The following is a 17,967-nucleotide window of genomic DNA, read 5'->3' as shown; positions in this document are numbered from 1 at the left end:
TATGTGAATGGAGAAACATCAATGAAGAAGTTCTCTCTGGCCGGCAGGACTCTCGCCGTGGTCTCAGCGTTCGCGCTGGTGGGCTCGGTGAGCGCCTGCTCGACGGGCGGCGCCAGCTCGTCCAGCAGCGACGACGGTGAGCCTCTCGAGGTGTGGACCCGTTCCAGTGCCGATGCGGCCAAGACCTACGACAAGGTGTTCGCCGACTTCACCGAGAAGACCGGCATCGAGATCAACTACCAGGCCGTGGAGGAGTTCGACACCCAGCTCGCCGCGCGTGCGTCGGAGAAGGACCTTCCCGACGTCATGATCAATGACGCGGCATCCCTCGGCAACTACGCCTCGCAGGGCTTCCTCCTGCCGGTCGACCAGTCGAGCATCCAGGGCGAGGCCGACATCAGCCAGACCACCTGGGACCAGAACAAGGGACTCGACGGCACGATCTACGGCGTCCCGTACTCGCGCCAGACGAACGTGCTGATGGTGCGCAAAGACTGGCGCGAGAAGCTCGGCATTGCGCAGCCGAAGACCTGGGACGACCTCACGGCGATGGCCACGGCCTTCGCTACCCAGGATCCCGACGGCGACGGTCAGGCGGACACCTACGGAATGGTCGTCCCCGGTACCGCGAAGAGCGCCTACATCGCCCGCTGGGGCGTGCCGTACATCTGGCAGGCGGGCGGCGACATCATCGAGAGCGACGGTGAGGGCACCTACAAGTCGGTCATCGATTCCCCCGAGACGGCCGAGGCGATGACGTTCATCCGCACGCAGTTCTGCACGCCGGGCAACGTCGTCCCGGGGTCGTTGAACCTCACCACCGGCGACTCGCCCTTCTTCGCGGAGGGCACCGCGGGCATCTACCTGACCGGGCCCTACAACATCCCGAACTTCGACCGCGCCGTCGGGAAGGAGAACGTCGAGGTCGTGCCGATGCCCGCAGGACCCGCCAGCACGACGACCTTCGCCGAGGGCGAGAACATCTACTTCGGCGCGAGCTCGACGAAGACCGACCAGCAGAAGGCTCTGGCCGAGTACCTGATCTCTCCCGAGGCCCAGGAACTCGCCATGGACGTCCAGCCCGCCGATTCGACGACGGTGAGCCAGCCCGTCGTCCGTCTCTCGGTGAACAAGAACGTCGATGTCGCCGACGTGCTCGGAGACGAGCGGTGGCAGGTCGTCGCGGACTCCTATGACGAGGACGCCAAGACGTTCACCTGGTCGATCAACTACAACCCCATCCGCCAGGCCCTCGCCGACGGCATGAACGCCATGATGGCCGACTGCAACAGCGACATCCCGGCCGGCCTGGCGACGATCGACACCACCATCACCAGCGAGCTGAAGAACCAGGATCTGCTGAAGTGACCTCGAAGCCCACCGAACGACCGATCATCCCGGGGGGTGTCGGCCTCGCCCCTTCACGGCCGATCCCCCCTGCGGTCCGCAGCGCCGACGCCGGCCGCACCCGGCGGCCCCGCTTCACGCTCCGCTCGCTGATCCCGTGGATGTTCCTGCTGCCCGGCCTGGTCTTCGCGCTGGTGTTCAAGTTCATCCCGATGATCGAGGGCTTCCGCTTGAGCGCCTTCAAGGTGCAGCCCTTCCTCGGCGACGTCTTCGTGGGCTTCGAGAACTACAGCGCGGTGCTCACCGACCAGCGCTTCCTGGATTCGCTGGGGCACACGGTCGTGCTGGGCGTCGGGCAGACCATCGGAGCGCTCCTCCTGGGCTTCCTCCTCGCCCTGCTGCTCGAAGGCCAGTCGCGGAGCCTGTTCCTGGTGCGCACCGCGGTCTTCCTCCCCGTGGTCACCGCCCTCGCGGTGGTCGGCGAGATCTGGCGCATCCTGTACTTCCCCACCGAGACCGGGTTCATCAACTCGATCCTCGGCTTCTTCGGACTGCCCGCCCAGGAGTTCCTGAGCGACCCGAGCTCGGCTCTCTTCTACGTCATGGTGGTCGGGATCTGGACGGGCGCGCCCTACAACATGGTCATCATCCTCGCGGGGCTCGCCGGCATCGACCGCACGCTCTACGAGGCCGCGGCCGTCGACGGCGTCAGTGTCTGGCAGCGCATGCGCTACATCGTCCTGCCGGGACTGCGCTCAGCGGTCTCGGTCGTGCTGACCCTCGCGGCGATCCGGAGTCTCCGGACCTTCACCGAGGTGTACGTGCTGACCGGAGGCGGTCCCGCCGGCTCGACCGAGGTGTGGATGACCCGGGTCTACTCGCTCGGCTTCCAGAACAACAACCTCGGGGTGGCCTCGGCCGCGTCCGTGCTGCTGCTGGTCGCCACCCTGGTGCTCACCCTCGGGGTCCGCATCCTCTCCTCCCGAAAGGCCGCCGCATGATCCCCACTTCTCCGGCCGCACCCGACACGGCCGTCGCCGCTCTGCGGCCGGCGAAGGACAAGGCCACCCGCGCGAACACGCAGTTCGACACGGCGCTGGGCTGGCGGCCCGGGTTCGGTGTCGCCACCCTCGTGCGCATCCTGATCTGCGCCGTGGTGCTCTTCGTCTTCGCCGCTCCCTTCATCACGATCATCTCGGGAGCCTTCGACGCCAGCACCGACTCGACGAGGGTCAGCCTCTTCCCCAACAATCCCTCGCTCCTGCCCGCCCAGGTCGCCGCCGACAAGGGCATCTGGGGGTACTTCGCCAACTCGCTGATCATCGTCGGCGGCGGGCTCCTGCTGCAGATCGCGATCTCGATCCTGACCGCCTACGCGCTGGCCAGGCACCGCTTCCGCGGACAGTCGATCGTGCTGCTGCTCTTCCTGCTGACGATGATGCTGCCCGAAGAGGTCATCGCGATTCCGCTCTCGCAGGTCATCGGCAACATCCCCGTGCTCGGCATCAGTCTCCGTGGCACCGTGTTCGGCGTGATCCTGCCCGTCGCGGTCTGGGGGTTCTCGATCCTGATCATGACCGAGTTCATGAAGGACATCCCTCAGGAGATCGAGGAGGCGGCCCGCCTCGACGGCGTCGGCGAGCTCCGGATGCTGTGGTCGATCATCCTGCCCCTGTGCAAGCCGGTGCTCGGGGTCGTGACGATCTTCGGATTCATGATGATCTGGGACCAGTACCTGCTGCCTCTGATCGCCGCGAACGATCCGAGCGACTACACCCTCACGGTGGCACTGAGCGTGCTGCGCACCGACGCCCAGACAGGCCCGGGCGTGCTGCTCTTCGGCGCTCTGCTCGCTCTCATCCCCAGCCTCATCGTGTACCTGCTCATGCAGAAGTCGCTCATCCGCGGCATCACGTCCGGCGCAACGAAAGGCTGACGACCATGACGATCCTCACTCCCGCCCCCTCGACCCCCGACGGGCAGCCGGTCGAGCTCGACTCCACCGGCAAGCCGGAGCACCGCATCACGGACCTCGTCATCACGCCGATCGCCTTCCGCGACCCCGCGCTGCTGAACTCCAACGGCGTGCACGAACCGCTCGCCCTCCGCACGATCGTCCAGCTGGTCGTCGCCGACGGCAGCGTCGTCGGCCTCGGCGAGGGCTCGGGCGAGCGCGAGGTCCTCGACCGGCTCGAGGTCGTCAAGCCCGCAATCCTCGGACTCAGCGTCTTCGACCTCAACGGCATCGAAGCGGCGATCAACACGACGCTGGGCGGCGACGACGGCGACCTGACACGCATCCAGCGCCGCGTCGTCTACTCGATCATCGATGTCGCCTGCCACGACGCCCAGGGCAGGATCATCGGAGTTCCCGTCAGCGAACTGCTCGGCGGTGCCGTCCGCACGGAGGTGCCGTACAGCGCGTACCTCTTCTACAAGTGGGCCGGGCATCCGGCGGCCGACGGCAGCACGGCCGACGACGAATGGGGGGCGGCCCTCGACCCCGCAGGGATCGTGGAGCAGGCGCGGCAGTTGATCGACGAGTACGGCTTCGGGTCGATCAAGCTCAAGGCCGGAGTCTTCCCGCCCGAGCAGGAGATCGCGGCGATCCGCGCACTCGCGGAGGCGTTCCCCGACCTTCCGCTGCGCATCGACCCGAACGGCGCCTGGACCGTCGAGACCTCGCTCATGGTCGCGGACGAGCTCCGGGACGTGCTGCAGTACCTCGAGGACCCGACGCTCACCCTCGACGGCATGTCGGCCGTGGCGGAGTCGGCCGGAATCCCGCTCGCCACCAACATGTGCGTGGTCGCGTTCGAGCAGATCAAGGAGGCGCTCGAGAAGAACGCCGTGCAGATCATCCTGAGCGACCACCACTACTGGGGCGGCCTCCGGCACACCCGGGAGCTCGGCGCCATCTGCGACACGCTCGGCATCGGTCTGTCGATGCACTCGAACTCGCACCTCGGCATCTCGCTCGCCGCGATGACGCACGTCGCTGCGGCATCACCGACACTCACCTACGCGTGCGACACGCACTACCCGTGGAACCACGCCGACGAGATCGTGAAGCCCGGCGTCCTGGCGATCCGGGACGGCTCGGTCGCCGTGCCCACCGGCCCGGGCCTCGGAGTGGAGCTCGACCTCGAGGCCCTCGAACGCCAGCACCGCGTCTACGTGGAGTCGGGCCGCACCACCCGGGAGGACACGGTCTACATGCGCTCCATCGACCCCGACTACGACCCCACGCTGCCCCGATTCTGATGGCGGCGATCCAGACAGGCAAGCAGGTCGACTCGACGGCGTACCTCTACCCGTGGGACGTCGTGGGCGACCCCGCTGCCGCTCGGCGCATCGCGCGGTCGGGTGTCTCGAGCGTCACTCTGGCTGCCGCCTACCACTCCGTCCGGGCGGCGACCCCGCGTCATCCCCGGCACCGCGTCGTCGAGGCCCGTACCGCCGCGCTCTACGTCCCTGTCCGGGAGCGTGCATGGGCAGGGCAGCGTCTCACGCCCGGCGACGGTGCGGCTTGGGCCGGACACGAGTCGTTCGCCAGGGCTCGCGATGCACTCGCCGAGGCGGGTCTCGCCAGCCGGGCCTGGCTCGCGCTGACGCACGCCGACGGTATCGCCGCCGGTGGTACGTCGTCACCGGTCGCGCCCGACCTGTGCACGACGAACGCGTTCGGCGACGTCTACACCTACGCGCTCTGCCCGTCGAGCGAAGAGGTCCGGCTGTACGCCGCGACGCTGACCTCCGAGTGCGTCACGCTGGCCGGCGTCGACAGCGTGACCCTCGAGGCGGGGGGACCGATGGGCTTCGGCCACATGAGCGCGCACGAGAAGACCGCGGGAGCCGACAACGGCCCTCTCGACGAGGCGCTGCTGTCGGTGTGCTTCTGCGCGGCATGCTGTTCGGTCTACGACCAACGGGGCGGGGCGGATGCTCTGCGGCACTCGGTCCGCGAGGCGCTCTCCCGCGCACCCGGCACCTCATCGACGCTCGACGACGGTCTGCGGGCCGCCCTCGGCGACACGACCGCCGACGTGCTCCTCGAGACACGGCAGTCGGCCGCACGCGAGCTCCGGACGACCGTTCTCGACGCGGCCCGATCAGCCGGCGCGTCGAGGGTGTCCGTGCACTGCTCGAGCGAGGTCTGGGCGACGGGGCCGTTCGGCGCCCTTCTCGACGACGCACGCGACCTGGACGGAGTCATCGCCGCCGCCTGGGCGCAGGGACCGGAGAGCGTCGCCGAGGTCTCACGACTCGCTCGAACCGTGCATCCCTCGCTCACCATCGGGGCGTACTGCACGGTCCTGCCCCCCACCCCGATCGATGTCCAGCAGGCCGCCCGGCACTGGTCCGCCCTGCTCGAGGCCGGCGCCACCGAACTGCACCTGTACCACGCTGGTCTGGCATCGGAGGCTCGGCTCGACCTGCTCGAAGCGGCGCTCGACCAGCTCGGGGCCACCGACTCCACCCGGGCCCGCACTGCCCCGTCACCCCTCTCGAAGGAGCCCTCCCATGACTGAGCTGACCCAGAGACTCGGCGACCGACCGATCGTGGCCGTGCTGCGCGCCTCCGAGTCGACCGCCTTCCTCCCCGTCTGCGATGTGCTGTTCGACGAGGGCTTCCCGGCTGTCGAGATCACGATGACGACGCCCGGAGCCCTGCAGGTCATCGCGGACATCCGTAGGCGGATGCCCTCCGACGCGGTGGTCGGCGCCGGCACGGTGCGCACTCTCGCCCAGGTCGACGGCGCGATCGACGCCGGAGCGCAGTTCCTGGTCAGCCAGATCACCTCGCCCGAGCTCGTCGCCGCCGCGGCCGCGCGCGGTGTGCCCTTCATCCCCGGCGCCCTCACCCCGACGGAGATCGTCCACGCGTGGCAGCTCGGTGTCGAAGCGGTCAAGGTGTCGCCCGTCGGGCCGATCGGCGGCCTCGACTACCTCGCCGAACTCATCGGGCCCCTTCCCGAGATCGCCCTGTTCCCCACCGGCGGCGTACTGATCAGCCAAGCGGCGGACTACCTCGACACCGGCGCGTCGATCATCGGCCTGAGCAGGGATCTCGTTCGCGACGCCTTCAACGACGGCAGCCTCGATGAGCTGCGCGAGCGCGCCCGCTTCGTGGTCGACTCCGTCGCAGCGCGCCGGACCGCACAGCCGGCCTGACTTCTCCTCCCATCCCGTCACACCCACGCACAGATCCAGGAACCTCATGCAGAAGATCGCCTTCATCGGACTCGGGATCATGGGACTGCCCATGGCGAAGAACCTCGTCGACGCCGGGTTCGACGTCACCGGCTCCAACCGCTCCCGCACCAACCTCGACGCTCTCGTCGAGCACGGCGGGCGGCGAGCCGACAGTGTCGCCGAGGCCGTGGACGGCGCCGATGTCGTCGTCACCATGCTGCCCGATTCCCCCGATGTGGAGGGGGTGGTACTCGGGAAGGGCGGAGTGCTGGATTCGGCGAAGAGCGGCGCCCTGCTCATCGACGCGAGCTCGATCGCACCCGCGACGGCCCGCCGAGTAGCGGAGGCGGCTGCAGCCGTCGGCGTGCGGGCGCTGGACGCCCCGGTCAGTGGAGGCGAACAGGGCGCCATCGACGGCGCGCTCTCGATCATGGTCGGCGGTGCCGCCGAGGACGTCGAGGCCGCGCGAGACGTCTTCGCCGCGATGGGGAGCACGATCGTGCACGTCGGCCCCAGCGGATCGGGCCAGACGGTCAAAGCCGCGAACCAGCTCATCGTCGCCGGCACCATCCAGCTGGTCGCCGAGGCCCTCACCTTCCTCGACGCCCACGATGCCGACCTCGAGGCCGCCGTGAGAGTGCTCGCCGGGGGGCTCGCCGGCAACCGCATCCTCGATCGCAAGGCGGCCGGGATGATCGCGCACTCCTTCGCGCCGGGGTTCCGGATCGAACTGCACCACAAAGACCTCGGCATCGTGCTGGCCGCCGCCCGGGAAGCAGGGGTGATCGTTCCGGTCGGGGCGCTGCTGGGGCAGCTCATGGCATCGATGGTCGCGAACGGCGACGGTGGACTGGACCACTCCGCCCTGCTCCTCGGAGTAGAGCGCCTCTCGGGCCGGGGGAGTGTGACGAGCGCATGATCCGCGCCGAGGAGCCCGGTACGAGCGCGGAAGCCGTTCGCGAGCCGGCGTCGGTCGCCGATGTCGTCACACCGACCGAGGAGATCTTCGTCTGGCGAGCCGGGGCCCTGACGGTGTCCTTCGGCACAGGGGAGCACCCGGTCCGGATCGTGGGGGTGAACGCCGGGCCGCAGCAGGTGGTCACCGAGGCGTCGCAGCCACTCGTCGAGGCCATCGTCGCCGGCGACGGCCGCGCTCGGAACACGACTCGGTTCACGCATACCGGCGTCGGGGCACGCCTTCGTCTCGTCGACGTCCGAGAATCCACGATCGACGGCGTCGCGCGCCTCGAGATCGATCAGCGCGATGCTCGGACGGGTCTCCTCGTGACGGTGACCTTCACGGCGTCTCCCGACATCGCGGGTGCCCGTGTCCGGACGTCGGTCCGCAACGAGGGCCCGACGCCGGTCGTGCTGGAAGCACTGTCGACGGTCGCGATCGGTGCACTCGTCAGTCATGGCGACGACCCGCACGATGCGCTCCTGCACTCGGGATCCGGCGAGCAGCTCGCTGAGAACCGCTGGGTGGTGACGAAGGCCTGGTCGCAAGCAGGGCTGGGGGACTTCCACTCCGGGATCAACCACCAGCCGGGGCGCGGATACACCGCAGCGACAGGGACCTCGACCTGGACGACGGCTCGCGCGCTGCCCACGGGGGTGCTCGAGCACCCTCGGTCCGGTCGCGCGATCGCCTGGCAGCTGGAGCACAACGGCGGCTGGCGCTGGGAGATCGACAACCAGCGCGAAGGCGAGGACGCGCTGGCCCTCGTCCTGCTCGGCCCGACGGACCTCCATCATCACTGGGCCGAGGAACTCCTCCCCGGTGCGAGCTTCGAGTCCGTCCCGGCATCGTTCACCGTCGGCAGCGCCGGCGCGGCGAGTGCAGTCGCCGAGCTGACACGGCACCGTCGCTGGCTCCGACGAGCGCAGCGCGCGCACAGTTCCTCGCTCCTCGTCTTCAACGACTTCATGAACACGATCCTCGGCGATCCGACGACCGAGCGGCTGCTCCCTCTCATCGCGGCTGCCGCCGCGGTCGGGGCGGAGTGCTTCTGCATCGACGCCGGCTGGTACGACGACAGCGAGGAGGGGGACTGGTGGTCGAGCGTCGGCGAGTGGCTCCCGTCGACACGACGGTTCCCCGGCGGCGGACTGGCCCGAGTCACCGAGGCGATCCGCTCCCACGGGATGAAGGTGGGCATCTGGGTCGAGCCCGAGGTCATCGGCGTCCGCAGCCCCCTCGCCGACACACTCCCCGACGACGCGTTCATGCAGCGACACGGAATCCGTGTCCGCGAACACGACCGCTACTTCCTCGACCTGCGCAACGAAGCAGCCCGAGAGCACCTCGATCGGACCTTCGATCGACTCATCGCCGACTTCGGTGTGCGCTACTTCAAACTCGACTACAACGTCACTCCCGGCGCGGGGACGGACCTCGACGCCTTCTCGGCGGGGGCGGGGCTCCTCGCGCACAACCGCGCGCACTTGAGCTGGTTCGCCGCGCTCCGAGCCCGGCACCCGGACGTGGTGTTCGAGAACTGCAGCTCGGGCGCCATGCGCTCCGACTTCGGGATGATGGAGGTCTTCGACCTGCAGGCGACGTCGGACCAGCAGGACTTCCGGCTGTACCCGCCCATCGCCGCCGCCGCACCGATGCAGATGCTCCCCGAGCAGGCGGCCAGCTGGGCGTACCCGCAGCCGTGGATGAGCCAGGAGGAGATCGCGTTCACCATGGTGACGGGCCTGTCCGGCCGTCTCTACCTGTCCGGCTTCCTGAACCGGATGAACGAGGAGCAGTTCGCCCTCGTCGAAGAGGCGGTCCAGGTCTTCACAACGCTGCGTTCCGATATCGCGGGTGCCGTACCCGAGTGGCCGAGCGGCTACCCGGACTGGAAAGCACCCGCACTCTCTCTGCGGCTGCGAGCCGCCGGCCGGTCGATTCTCTACGTCTGGCATCGGAGCGAAACGACCGCCGAGAGCCTCGAACTCGACCTCGGCGCCGACGCGACGCCGGCCTCGCTCCGGCAGATCTATCCGGCATCCGCGACGGCCTGGACGATCTCCGGGAACGGGAACGGACGGATCGCTCTCACCCCGCCTACCCCCGGTGTCTCCGCGCGGATCTATGGATTCACCGCCGGTTGATCCGTCTGCTCCCTCTCCTCTCAACTGCGTCGCGTCGAGGACCTCCTCCCAGGGCGCAGCGCGGCGGGGAGCGGCGAAGCGGAGGGGGCCGACGGGGGGCTCGGCGAACGGGATCCCGAGGAACGCGAGCGAACCTGCCCGCCGGACACCGCGGACGACGCCGGTCCGCAGGGTCACCGTCGGGGCACTCTCGTCGTCCGGCGGCGTCGTCACCGCTTCTCGATCCCCGTGGGCAGTGTGACCTCCGACCGGAGCGGAAGGTCGACGACCGATGATCCCGCTCGGAGGACGAAGGTGCCGGGCTCGTAGATCCAGCCGTCGTCCCAGACCGCGAGGAGTCGGGAGTCGATCGCCACGTCGACCGCGGCCGTCTCCCCGGCGGCGACGATCTGCGAGGCGAAGCCGACCAGCCATCTCGCCGGTCTCTCGTGGGTCGAGTCGTTGCGCTCGGCGTAGATCTGGACGACGACCTTGCCGCTGCGGGCGCTGGTGTTGCTCACGGTGACGCTGCTGGTGAACGTCTCCTCCGCGCCGACGTCGACGGGTGAGGTCATGCCGAGGAAGGCGAAGTCCGCGTAGCCTTCGCCGGCGCCGAAGGGGAACGCCGGCTCCGCTTCGCTTCGGAGCCAGGCGCGGTAGCCGATGTGGACGCCCTCGTCGTAGGTCAGCGTCCCGTCGCGGGGAGTGGTGTCCAGGACGGGGACGTCGTCGATGCTCGCGGGCCAGGTGGTGGGCAGGCGCCCTCCTGGTTCTGCGGCTCCGGTGAGCATGTCGGCCAGGGCGTGCCCGACCTCCTGGCCGCCGAAGTAGCCGATCAGCACGGCCGCGACCTCGTCGCGCCAGGGCAGCAGGACGGGGGCGCCGGCGTTCACGAGGACGACCGTCCGGCTGTTCGCCGCGGCGACCGCGTGCACCAGCTCGTCCTGCCGGCCGGGGAGATCGAGGGAGACCCGGTCGAAGCCCTCCGACTCGACGGCGGAGTTCGTGCCGACGACCACGACGGCGACGGTCGCTTGACGCGCGGCCTCGACGGCGTCGGCGATGAGCCGGTCGCCGTCGGAGTCCGCCGGTTCGAAGCCGAAGGTGATCCCGAGCGCCCCTGTCGTGTCGACCTGGTTCCCGATCTCGTACTCCACGCGGAGGTCGACTGCCACTCCTTCGGTCACGTCGAGTGGAGCGGACTGCGCAGGCGGGGCCAGGAGCGCGGCTCCCAGGTCGTCTCCGACGGGCTCGATCGTCACGTCGAAGAGGAGCGCTCCGTCCACCTGGATGCGCGAGCGCCCGACGACGGCGACGCCGAGCCTCAGGCGCTCGGTCGCGCTCGGCACGAAGCGTGTCCGGATCTCGAGGGTTCGTGCGTCCTTCAGCGGTGCCGCTCCTTCGAACCAGAGCAGCTGGGTGGATCGCCGCTGCTCGGTGAGGAGGGCGACGCCCGCCGCGTCGAGGAATCGGACAGTGACGCCGGGGGCGCCGGTGTCGGGATCGGTGATGCGGTCGAGGGGGATGTCGGCCACTCCGTCGCTGACGATCGCGCCGAGGCTGAACTCGACCGTCGAGTCGGGGAACGCGGCTCGGATGCCCTCGAGCGGGGAGACGACGTGCTCGGGGACGACCGTGGCGCTGCCGCCGCCCTGGCTGCGGGCGGTCAGGGCGTTCTGTCCGATCACCGCGACAGAGGCGATGGCGTCGGGGTTCCACGGCAGCTCGGAGTGGGCGTTGCGCACCAGCACTGTTCCTGCGGCCGAGGCCGTGCGGGCGAACGCGATCGGGTCCTCGACGAACGAGGGGTCCGCTGCGGCCGGCTCGAAGCCGCCGAGTGCTCCGACTCGGGCGGCGAGGCGGAGGATGCGCAGAACCTTCTCGTCGACGGCCTCCACGGGGACGCGGCCGTCGTGCACCGCATCGACGAGGGCGCTTCCCCAGGCGCCGTCGGGGCCGGGCATCGCGAGGTCCTGCGCGGCGTTCGCGCTCGCGATCGATCGCACGGCGAGCCAGTCGCTGACGACGACGCCGTCGAAGCCCCACTCGGACTTCAACGGGGTCTCGAGCAAGTCGTTCTCGGAGGAGGTCACTCCGTTGATCGAGTTGTAGGAGCTCATCACCGCCCACGCTCCGGCGTCGGTTACGGCCTTCTCGAACGCGCGGAGGTAGAGCTCGCGCAGTGGGCGTTCGCCGACGCGGACATCGAGCGTCAGGCGTTCCGTCTCGGAGTCGTTGGCGACGTAGTGCTTGGGGGTCGCGGCGACTCCGTTGTCCTGCGCGCCCTGCACGTAGGCGGCGGCGAGGTCGCCGGTGAGGACGGGGTCTTCGCTGAAGCTCTCGAAGTGCCGACCGGCGAGGGGCGAGCGGTGGAGGTTGATCGTCGGTCCGAGGACGACGTCGACGCCCTTGCTGCGCGCCTCGACGGCGACGGCGGCCCCGTAGCGCCGGGCGATGCCGCGGTCCCAGGAGGAGGAGAGGGCGGTCGCGGAGGGGAAGCTCACGGACGGGAACCGCTCGTCCCACAGCTCACCGCGGACGCCGGAGGGGCCGTCCGAGAACAGCATCGGTCGGAGTCCGATCCGCTCCAGTGCCGTCGTGGTCCAGAAGTCCCGCCCGGTCAGCAGGTGGACCTTCTCCTCGAGGGTGAGCGATCCGACCAGGTCCGACAGCCGCTGCTCCCGCTGCCGATCGAGCGCCCCGCTCTCGTCCTCGGGCGGCACGGCGCTGCACTGCGAGTCGGGCATCACAGCGTCCCTTCGTCGATCGGCTCGGACGCCTCGATCGTCGTCACGGTCGGTTCGGCGCCCGGGGTTCTGGCGGTGATCGTGATGGTGCCGGTGCCGGTGGGCCGGATGACTGCGAGAGCGCGGCCGTCGAAGCTCGTGCAGGTACGGGCGGAGAACGCCTCGACGGTCTTCGGGTTGCCGGTGCCGAGTCCGGCGAGCACGCCGGGCCCTGTCACGTCGACCTCGATGCAGGCCGACACGCTCGTGTCGAGGACGCCGGCGGCGTCGCGGAACTCGAGGGCGACGTAGGCGAGGTCGGAGTCGTCGGCACGGATCACGTCGCGGTCGGGGACGACGTGCAGGGCGGCCGGGCCGGACGCCGAGTGGAGCTCGGTCCGTCCGACCTCCTCCCCGCCCGTGCGGGCGACGGCGACCAGCCGGCCGGGCCGGTAGGTGGTGACGATGCTCGCCGTCATCGGCCGCTTCGACCCGATCTCGGCTCGCGCGATCTCCACGTCGTTCAGGAGGAGGAGGACGTCGTCGGCGTCGGCGTAGATCTCGACCTCGATCGGCTTCCCCTCGAACCCGGGCCAGGTCCAGGAGGTGAGGGAGTCACTCCAGGCCCAGGGGGACTGGAAGGAGACGGTGTCCTGGTAGTGCTCGGGTCGCAGCACGGCGATGGCGGGGTCCGTGCGGAGTCCGAAGACGATCTCCCGGTAGTACGACTGGGGGCGTCGCCAGCCGGTGATGTCGAGGTCGCCGCACCAGGCGGTCAGGTACGGGAACTCCCGCTCGAGCGCGACGACGGCGGTCGGGTCCTCCGCATACGCGGTGGCTCCGATGCCGACCTCGCCGAGGTAGTCCCAGCCTGTCCAGGTGAAGTCGCCGATCACGTTGTCCGACTGGAGCACGAGGGGCCACAGCTTTCCGATCATGGTCGGGAAGGTCTCCGCTCCGACGATCACGCGCTCGGGGAAGAGCTCTGCGTCCTGCGCGTAGCGGGCCTCGCCGTAGTTGATGCCGACGACGTCGAGGACGGAGCTGGACTCCTGCGTCCTGCGGGTCACGGATTCGCCGGAGACGATCGAGCCGGTCCCATCGGTCAGGGCGGCCATCGCCTCGTTCAGGCCCATGCCCGCGCCGAACTCGGCCGGCTGCTCGTCCATGACCGCGAGGGAGAGGTTCACGCCGTTGGTGATGAGGCGGGTCGGGTCGAGGGCGCGGAGGTGCTCGGCCATGTCGCGGGCGAGGACGGCGCCGTGCGGGTCGCCGACCTCCACGATCTCGTTGCCGATGGAGTACAGGATGACGCTCGGGTGGTTGACGTCCTTCTGGACCATCGACTCCAGGTCCGCCTTCCACCACTGCGGGAAGTCGTGGGAGTAGTCGCGGGGCGTCTTCCCCCGGGTCCACATGTCGAACGCCTCGTCCATGACGAGCATCCCGAGACGGTCGCAGGCGTCGAGCAGCGACGGGGAGGCGGGGTTGTGGGCGGAGCGGATCGCGTTGAACCCGGCCGCCTTGAGCAGCTCGATCCGCCTCTCCTCCGCCCGCGCGATCGAGGCGGCGCCGAGGACGCCGTTGTCGCTGTGGACGCACGCGCCGCGCAGCAGCACCGGCTCGCCGTTGATGCGCAGACCCCGGCGCGGGTCGACGGTGACGACGCGGATCCCGAACGCGGTGTCGACGGCGGGGGCGCTCTCGAGGCGAGTGCGGACTCTGTGCAGCGTCGGCGTCTCGACGCTCCACAGCGCCGGTTCCGGGAGGTAGAAGCGCTGGCGGACGACGCCCGAGCGGCCGGGAACGAGGGTGATGACGTCGGACTGCTCGCCGAGCTCGCGTCCGGACGGGTCGTGGATGCCGGTGACGAGGGGCACGGTCCGGGTCACGAGACCGCGGTTGACGACCGTGGTCGCCACCTCCACGACCGCCTGATCGTGCTCGACCCGGACGGTGGTCACCGTCACGCCGTCCGGGACGACGTGCACGGCGTCGTGGACGTGGAGGAGGACGGGGCGGTGGATGCCGGTCCCGGAGTACCAGCGGGAATCGCCTCCCGAGCGCGTCTCGACCCGGGTCGTGTTCTCCTCGCCGTGGCGGAGGAACGGGGTGATGTCCACGAAGAAGCGGGCGTAGCCGTCGGCGCGGTTGCCGGCGAGCGCGTCGTTGACGAACACCTGGGCGTGCCGGTAGACCCCCTGGAATTCGAGCTGCACCACCTTTCCGGCCCAGTCGTCCGGGACGGGGAAGGACTTCAGGTAGGTGTAGGCCCCGTCGGGGAAGTACGCGGACGCCCCTCCGGACGGCGCGTTCGCGCTGCGGGTCGCGTCACGCAGTGCGTCGTGGGGGAGACGCACCGGGGTGAGCTCGGCGCCCGCCGCGTTCGGGGAGGAGAAGGGGCCGAGCGGAGTGCGGTACTCCCAGCCGTCGTTGAAGGAGGAGGACCCCGTGTCGACGGTTCCCTGGAGGGGGAAGGGCGGAAGCGGGAGCGGGCTGTTCATGCGGTCCTGATCGTCTCGATAGAGGTCGTGAGGGAGGGGAGCGTGTCGGTGGTGAAGGCGAGCCGGGCGAAACGCTCGCCCATCAGGCGGTGCTGCCCGGCGTCGGGGTGGAGGCCGTCCGGGAGCATCCGGGCGGCGGCGTCCGCTTCGCCGTAGAGGTCGAGCCCGTTGACGGAGGAGATCGGCTCGCCGTCGAGCGCTCGGGCGTCGACGACGTACTGGAGGTGTCGTCGTGCGAGGGCGATGCTCATCGCTCCCTGCTCGACGTCCTGCACCGTGCCGCGGGCGTGGAATCTCGTGACACCGTCCGCGTCGCGTTCGACGTCGGTGGGGCCGGCGGTGTCCTCGTTGCCGGGCCACAGGATGGGCGAGACGACGATGACGGGTGTGTCGGGGTGGCCGCGTCGGATGCGGTCGAGGAAGCCGTGCACGGCGGGGACGAAGGTGCGCTGGTCGGTCGCTCGTGATCCGACGATGTTCACGCCGAGCTCGAGGCTGATGAGGTCGGCGGGAGTGTCGGCGATGGCGTCCGCTACGAAGGGGTCCAGCATGCACTGGCCGGCGAAGCCGAGGTTGACGATCTCGTGGCGGCTCGCCTCGGCGGCGACAGCGGGCCAGGTCCAGGTCGGTGACGCGAGATCGGGGCCGTGGCTGATGGAGCTGCCGTGATGCACCCAGACCGGTCGCTCGCGGCCGGGGCCGGGGTGCAGCGGTGCGTCCGCCTCGATGCCCAGCAGGTCGATCATCGTCATCTGCGGCAGCCAGAGCTGGACGGTCTTCTCGCCCTCGGGCAGCCCAGCGAACTCCACGGTCGAGAACGGGTGCAGCTGCTCGGTTCCGGTCGCGTCACCCGAGGGGGTGAGGTGCTGCACGGCGGTCACTGGGCTGCGGACGACGAGGTCGTCGTGGCCGGCGATCGTCGCGACGAAGGCGTCCGGGGCGACGGGGTCGTCACCGAACTGCACGGCGGTCGCCCTGACGCGCAGGGTGATGCTGGTCGCCGTGGTCCTGGCGAGGAGGCGCACGCCGCTCGGGCGGGTCACCATCGTCTGCAGCATGTCGGAGCGGGGCGGGAAGCGCGACCAGAACCGCTGCGGCAGGCGGACGGGCCGAAGGCCCCCTTCCACCGGCAGGAGCTCGAGCTGCCCGCCGATCCGCACGCGGTGGACGCCGAAGTCGACGACCGAGCCCAGTTCTGCGAACGGGGCGATCACTCCTTCACACCACCGGCCGTCAGGCCGGACTGCCAGAACCGCTGGAGCAGGAGGAAGGCGAGGATCAGGGGCACCACCGAGAGCGCCGACCCGGTGACGACCGAGGAGAGGAGGCTGGTGGTGCCGCCCGAGCCGCCCTGCGCCTGCGACGACCAGCCCGCGAGACCGACGGTGATCGGGTACAGGGAGGGGTCGTTGAGCATGATCAGGGGGAGGAAGTAGTTGTTCCAGGTCGCCACGAGGGTGAACAGGAGCACCGTGACGATGCCGGGGCTGAGGGTGCGCAGCGCGATCTGGAAGAAGATCCGGAACTCGCCGGCGCCGTCGATCCGCGCGGCCTCGAGCGTGCTGTCCGAGACGGAGTCGTCGGCGTAGATCCTCATCAGGTACAGCCCGAAGGGGCTGACGAGGGAGGGGAGGATGATCGCCCACGGGGTGTTCACGAGGCCCACCGAGCTGAAGAGCAGGTAGAGCGGCAGTGCCAGCGCGGTGGTGGGGACCATGATCGAGGCGAGGACGATGGAGAAGAGCTTCTTGTTGCCGCGGAAGCGGTACTTCGAGAACCCGTAGCCGGCCATGGTCGCCACGAACGCCGCGCCGACGGCGCTGACGACCGAGTAGACGAGGGTGTTGATGAGCCACCGGCTGTACTCGCCGCCGTTGTAGGTGAGGGTGTTCTCGATGTTCGAGATCAGGGCGAAGCTGTTGCCGAACCAGAGTCCGAAGGTGGCGAACAGGTCGCCGGCTGTCTTGGTCGAGGAGATGAGCAGCCAGACGAGCGGGAAGAGGAAGTAGGCGAGCAGCGCGATCATCGCGATGGTGAGGATGTTGCTGCGGCGGGGAGCGCCTGGGCGGTGGCGACGCGAGCGCCGGGGGGCCTGCGGGTCGGCTGGCGTCGTGGAGGGTTCGACGAGGGCGGCGGCACTCACGAGCGGGCCTTTCGGTTGGTGAGGAAGAGCACGAAGAAGGAGACGACCACGATGATCAGGCCGAGCAGGAAGGAGACCGCGGCGGCGTAGTTGACCTGCTGACCGGTGAAGGCGAGCGTGTAGGCGTAGAGGTTCGGGGTGAACGACGACGAGATGACGCTCGGTGCCAGCCGCTGGATGAGGTTCGGTTCGGCGAAGAGCTGGAACGCTCCGATCACCGAGAAGATCAGGCAGAGCACGAGGGCCGGTCGAAGGGCCGGGATCTTGATGCTCCATGCCACGCGCCAGGGGCCGGCGCCGTCCATGGCGGCCGCCTCGTAGAGATCCGTCGGGATCGCGCGGAGGGCGGCGTACAGGATGATCATGTTGTAGCCGGTCAGGGACCAGGTGACGATGTTCGCGAGCGACGGGAGCACGAAGCCGGCGCTGAGGAAGTCGGGGGACTGGAAGCCGAGAGTCTGCGCGAGCTGGGCGAAGGGTCCGAAGTCGCGGCCGTAGAGGTAGCCCCACATGAGCGCGGCGACGACGCTGGGGACGGCGTAGGGGACGAAGACTCCGAGGCGGAACACCTTCGATGCCCGCAGGAGGCCGCTGTCGATGGCGAGGGCCGCGGCGAGGGCCAGGACGAGCATGACCGGGACCTGCAGGACGAAGAACTGCGCTACTTTCCACACTCCGTCGAGCAGGAGCGGGTCGCGGAGGGCTCGCGCGTAGTTCTCGAGGCCGGCGAAGGTCGAGCCGCCGACGATCTGCTGCTTGAAGAGGCTGAAGTACGCGGCGTAGAGCAGCGGGACGATGAAGAGGGTGGCGAAGAGCACGATGAACGGGGCGATGAAGAGGTAGCCCGTGCGGCTCTGGTTCGGGCCGGGAGCTCGTCGGCTGTGACGAAGCCCCTTCGAGGCGTTGGTGCGGGTGGTCACAGCGCTCACTGGTGTGGATCCTTCGGGGTCGACGATGTCGGAGGACC

13 protein-coding genes and 1 pseudogene are annotated in these 17,967 nt (G+C 69.5%); 8 read left to right on the top strand and 6 right to left on the bottom strand.

The window, feature by feature from the left end:
* The first annotated feature begins 21 nt into the window (after positions 1-21).
* From C5C59_RS11810 to C5C59_RS11780, 8 genes are read left to right on the top strand one after another with little or no spacing between them, the layout of a single operon-like run.
* Positions 22-1,368, top strand: coding sequence for an ABC transporter substrate-binding protein (locus C5C59_RS11810; RefSeq protein WP_104238113.1), 1,347 nt, complete (start codon positions 22-24; stop codon positions 1,366-1,368).
* Positions 1,365-2,348 carry a carbohydrate ABC transporter permease gene (locus tag C5C59_RS11805; RefSeq protein WP_258062749.1) on the top strand — a complete coding sequence of 328 codons (984 nt, stop codon included), beginning with the start codon at positions 1,365-1,367 and terminating at the stop codon, positions 2,346-2,348. The genes C5C59_RS11810 and C5C59_RS11805 overlap by 4 nt, the downstream gene beginning before the upstream one ends.
* Complete coding sequence (locus C5C59_RS11800) at positions 2,345-3,283, top strand: carbohydrate ABC transporter permease (protein ID WP_104238114.1); 939 nt, start codon at positions 2,345-2,347, stop codon at positions 3,281-3,283. The genes C5C59_RS11805 and C5C59_RS11800 overlap by 4 nt, the downstream gene beginning before the upstream one ends.
* A 5-nt stretch (positions 3,284-3,288) precedes the next feature.
* A complete protein-coding gene (locus tag C5C59_RS11795) occupies positions 3,289-4,611 on the top strand; it encodes a glucarate dehydratase family protein (RefSeq protein ID WP_104238115.1) in 1,323 nt (440 codons plus the stop codon).
* The gene (locus C5C59_RS17335) at positions 4,611-5,879 is read left to right on the top strand and encodes a hypothetical protein (RefSeq protein ID WP_181134893.1); all 1,269 of its coding nucleotides are present in this window, start codon (positions 4,611-4,613) and stop codon (positions 5,877-5,879) included. The genes C5C59_RS11795 and C5C59_RS17335 overlap by 1 nt, the downstream gene beginning before the upstream one ends.
* Positions 5,872-6,522: a bifunctional 4-hydroxy-2-oxoglutarate aldolase/2-dehydro-3-deoxy-phosphogluconate aldolase gene (locus C5C59_RS11790; RefSeq protein WP_181133525.1), complete on the top strand. Its 651-nt coding sequence runs from the start codon at positions 5,872-5,874 to the stop codon at positions 6,520-6,522. Before C5C59_RS17335 ends, C5C59_RS11790 begins: the two co-directional genes overlap by 8 nt.
* Before the next feature lie 46 nt (positions 6,523-6,568).
* The gene (locus C5C59_RS11785) at positions 6,569-7,462 is read left to right on the top strand and encodes a 2-hydroxy-3-oxopropionate reductase (RefSeq protein WP_104238117.1); all 894 of its coding nucleotides are present in this window, start codon (positions 6,569-6,571) and stop codon (positions 7,460-7,462) included.
* Positions 7,459-9,648: a glycoside hydrolase family 36 protein gene (locus tag C5C59_RS11780; RefSeq protein ID WP_104238118.1), complete on the top strand. Its 2,190-nt coding sequence runs from the start codon at positions 7,459-7,461 to the stop codon at positions 9,646-9,648. The genes C5C59_RS11785 and C5C59_RS11780 overlap by 4 nt, the downstream gene beginning before the upstream one ends.
* Positions 9,649-9,678: 30 nt before the next feature.
* On the opposite strand, the pseudogene C5C59_RS17495 reads toward C5C59_RS11780, so the two are convergent.
* The 6 genes and pseudogenes from C5C59_RS17495 to C5C59_RS17600 form a co-directional block, all read right to left on the bottom strand.
* Positions 9,679-9,825: pseudogene (locus tag C5C59_RS17495) on the bottom strand (carboxylesterase family protein); the annotation flags it as partial.
* Between the two features lie 32 nt (positions 9,826-9,857).
* On the bottom strand, positions 9,858-12,374 hold the full coding sequence (locus C5C59_RS11770) for a beta-glucosidase (RefSeq protein WP_104238153.1): 2,517 nt from the start codon (positions 12,372-12,374) through the stop codon (positions 9,858-9,860).
* Entirely contained in the window at positions 12,374-14,857 is a 2,484-nt protein-coding gene (locus C5C59_RS11765; protein WP_104238119.1) for a glycoside hydrolase family 2 TIM barrel-domain containing protein, read from the bottom strand. Before C5C59_RS11765 ends, C5C59_RS11770 begins: the two co-directional genes overlap by 1 nt.
* Entirely contained in the window at positions 14,854-16,071 is a 1,218-nt protein-coding gene (locus C5C59_RS11760) for a GDSL-type esterase/lipase family protein (protein WP_104238120.1), read from the bottom strand. The genes C5C59_RS11765 and C5C59_RS11760 overlap by 4 nt, the downstream gene beginning before the upstream one ends.
* Entirely contained in the window at positions 16,068-17,000 is a 933-nt protein-coding gene (locus C5C59_RS11755; RefSeq protein ID WP_258062746.1) for a carbohydrate ABC transporter permease, read from the bottom strand. The genes C5C59_RS11760 and C5C59_RS11755 overlap by 4 nt, the downstream gene beginning before the upstream one ends.
* A complete protein-coding gene (locus C5C59_RS17600; protein WP_258062745.1) occupies positions 16,997-17,929 on the bottom strand; it encodes a carbohydrate ABC transporter permease in 933 nt (310 codons plus the stop codon). The genes C5C59_RS11755 and C5C59_RS17600 overlap by 4 nt, the downstream gene beginning before the upstream one ends.
* Positions 17,930-17,967 lie beyond the last annotated feature (38 nt).

The sequence above is a fragment of the Rathayibacter sp. AY1F4 genome (genome assembly GCF_002931775.1).
Classification (GTDB): domain Bacteria; phylum Actinomycetota; class Actinomycetes; order Actinomycetales; family Microbacteriaceae; genus Rathayibacter.
The sequence above is the reverse complement of the archived record's forward strand: the minus strand, read 5'-3'. Positions and strand labels throughout refer to the sequence as shown.

Bases quoted from the DNA above. Each gene is read 5' to 3' on its own strand.
- C5C59_RS11810 (WP_104238113.1), top strand. From the start codon at position 22: ATGAAGAAGTTCTCTCTGGCCGGCAGGACTCTCGCCGTGGTCTCAGCG.
- C5C59_RS11800 (WP_104238114.1), top strand. From the start codon at position 2,345: ATGATCCCCACTTCTCCGGCCGCACCCGACACGGCCGTCGCCGCTCTG.
- C5C59_RS11795 (WP_104238115.1), top strand. From the start codon at position 3,289: ATGACGATCCTCACTCCCGCCCCCTCGACCCCCGACGGGCAGCCGGTC.
- C5C59_RS17335 (WP_181134893.1), top strand. From the start codon at position 4,611: ATGGCGGCGATCCAGACAGGCAAGCAGGTCGACTCGACGGCGTACCTC.
- C5C59_RS11790 (WP_181133525.1), top strand. From the start codon at position 5,872: ATGACTGAGCTGACCCAGAGACTCGGCGACCGACCGATCGTGGCCGTG.
- C5C59_RS11785 (WP_104238117.1), top strand. From the start codon at position 6,569: ATGCAGAAGATCGCCTTCATCGGACTCGGGATCATGGGACTGCCCATG.
- C5C59_RS11780 (WP_104238118.1), top strand. From the start codon at position 7,459: ATGATCCGCGCCGAGGAGCCCGGTACGAGCGCGGAAGCCGTTCGCGAG.
- C5C59_RS11770 (WP_104238153.1), bottom strand. From the start codon at position 12,374: ATGCCCGACTCGCAGTGCAGCGCCGTGCCGCCCGAGGACGAGAGCGGG.
- C5C59_RS11765 (WP_104238119.1), bottom strand. From the start codon at position 14,857: ATGAACAGCCCGCTCCCGCTTCCGCCCTTCCCCCTCCAGGGAACCGTC.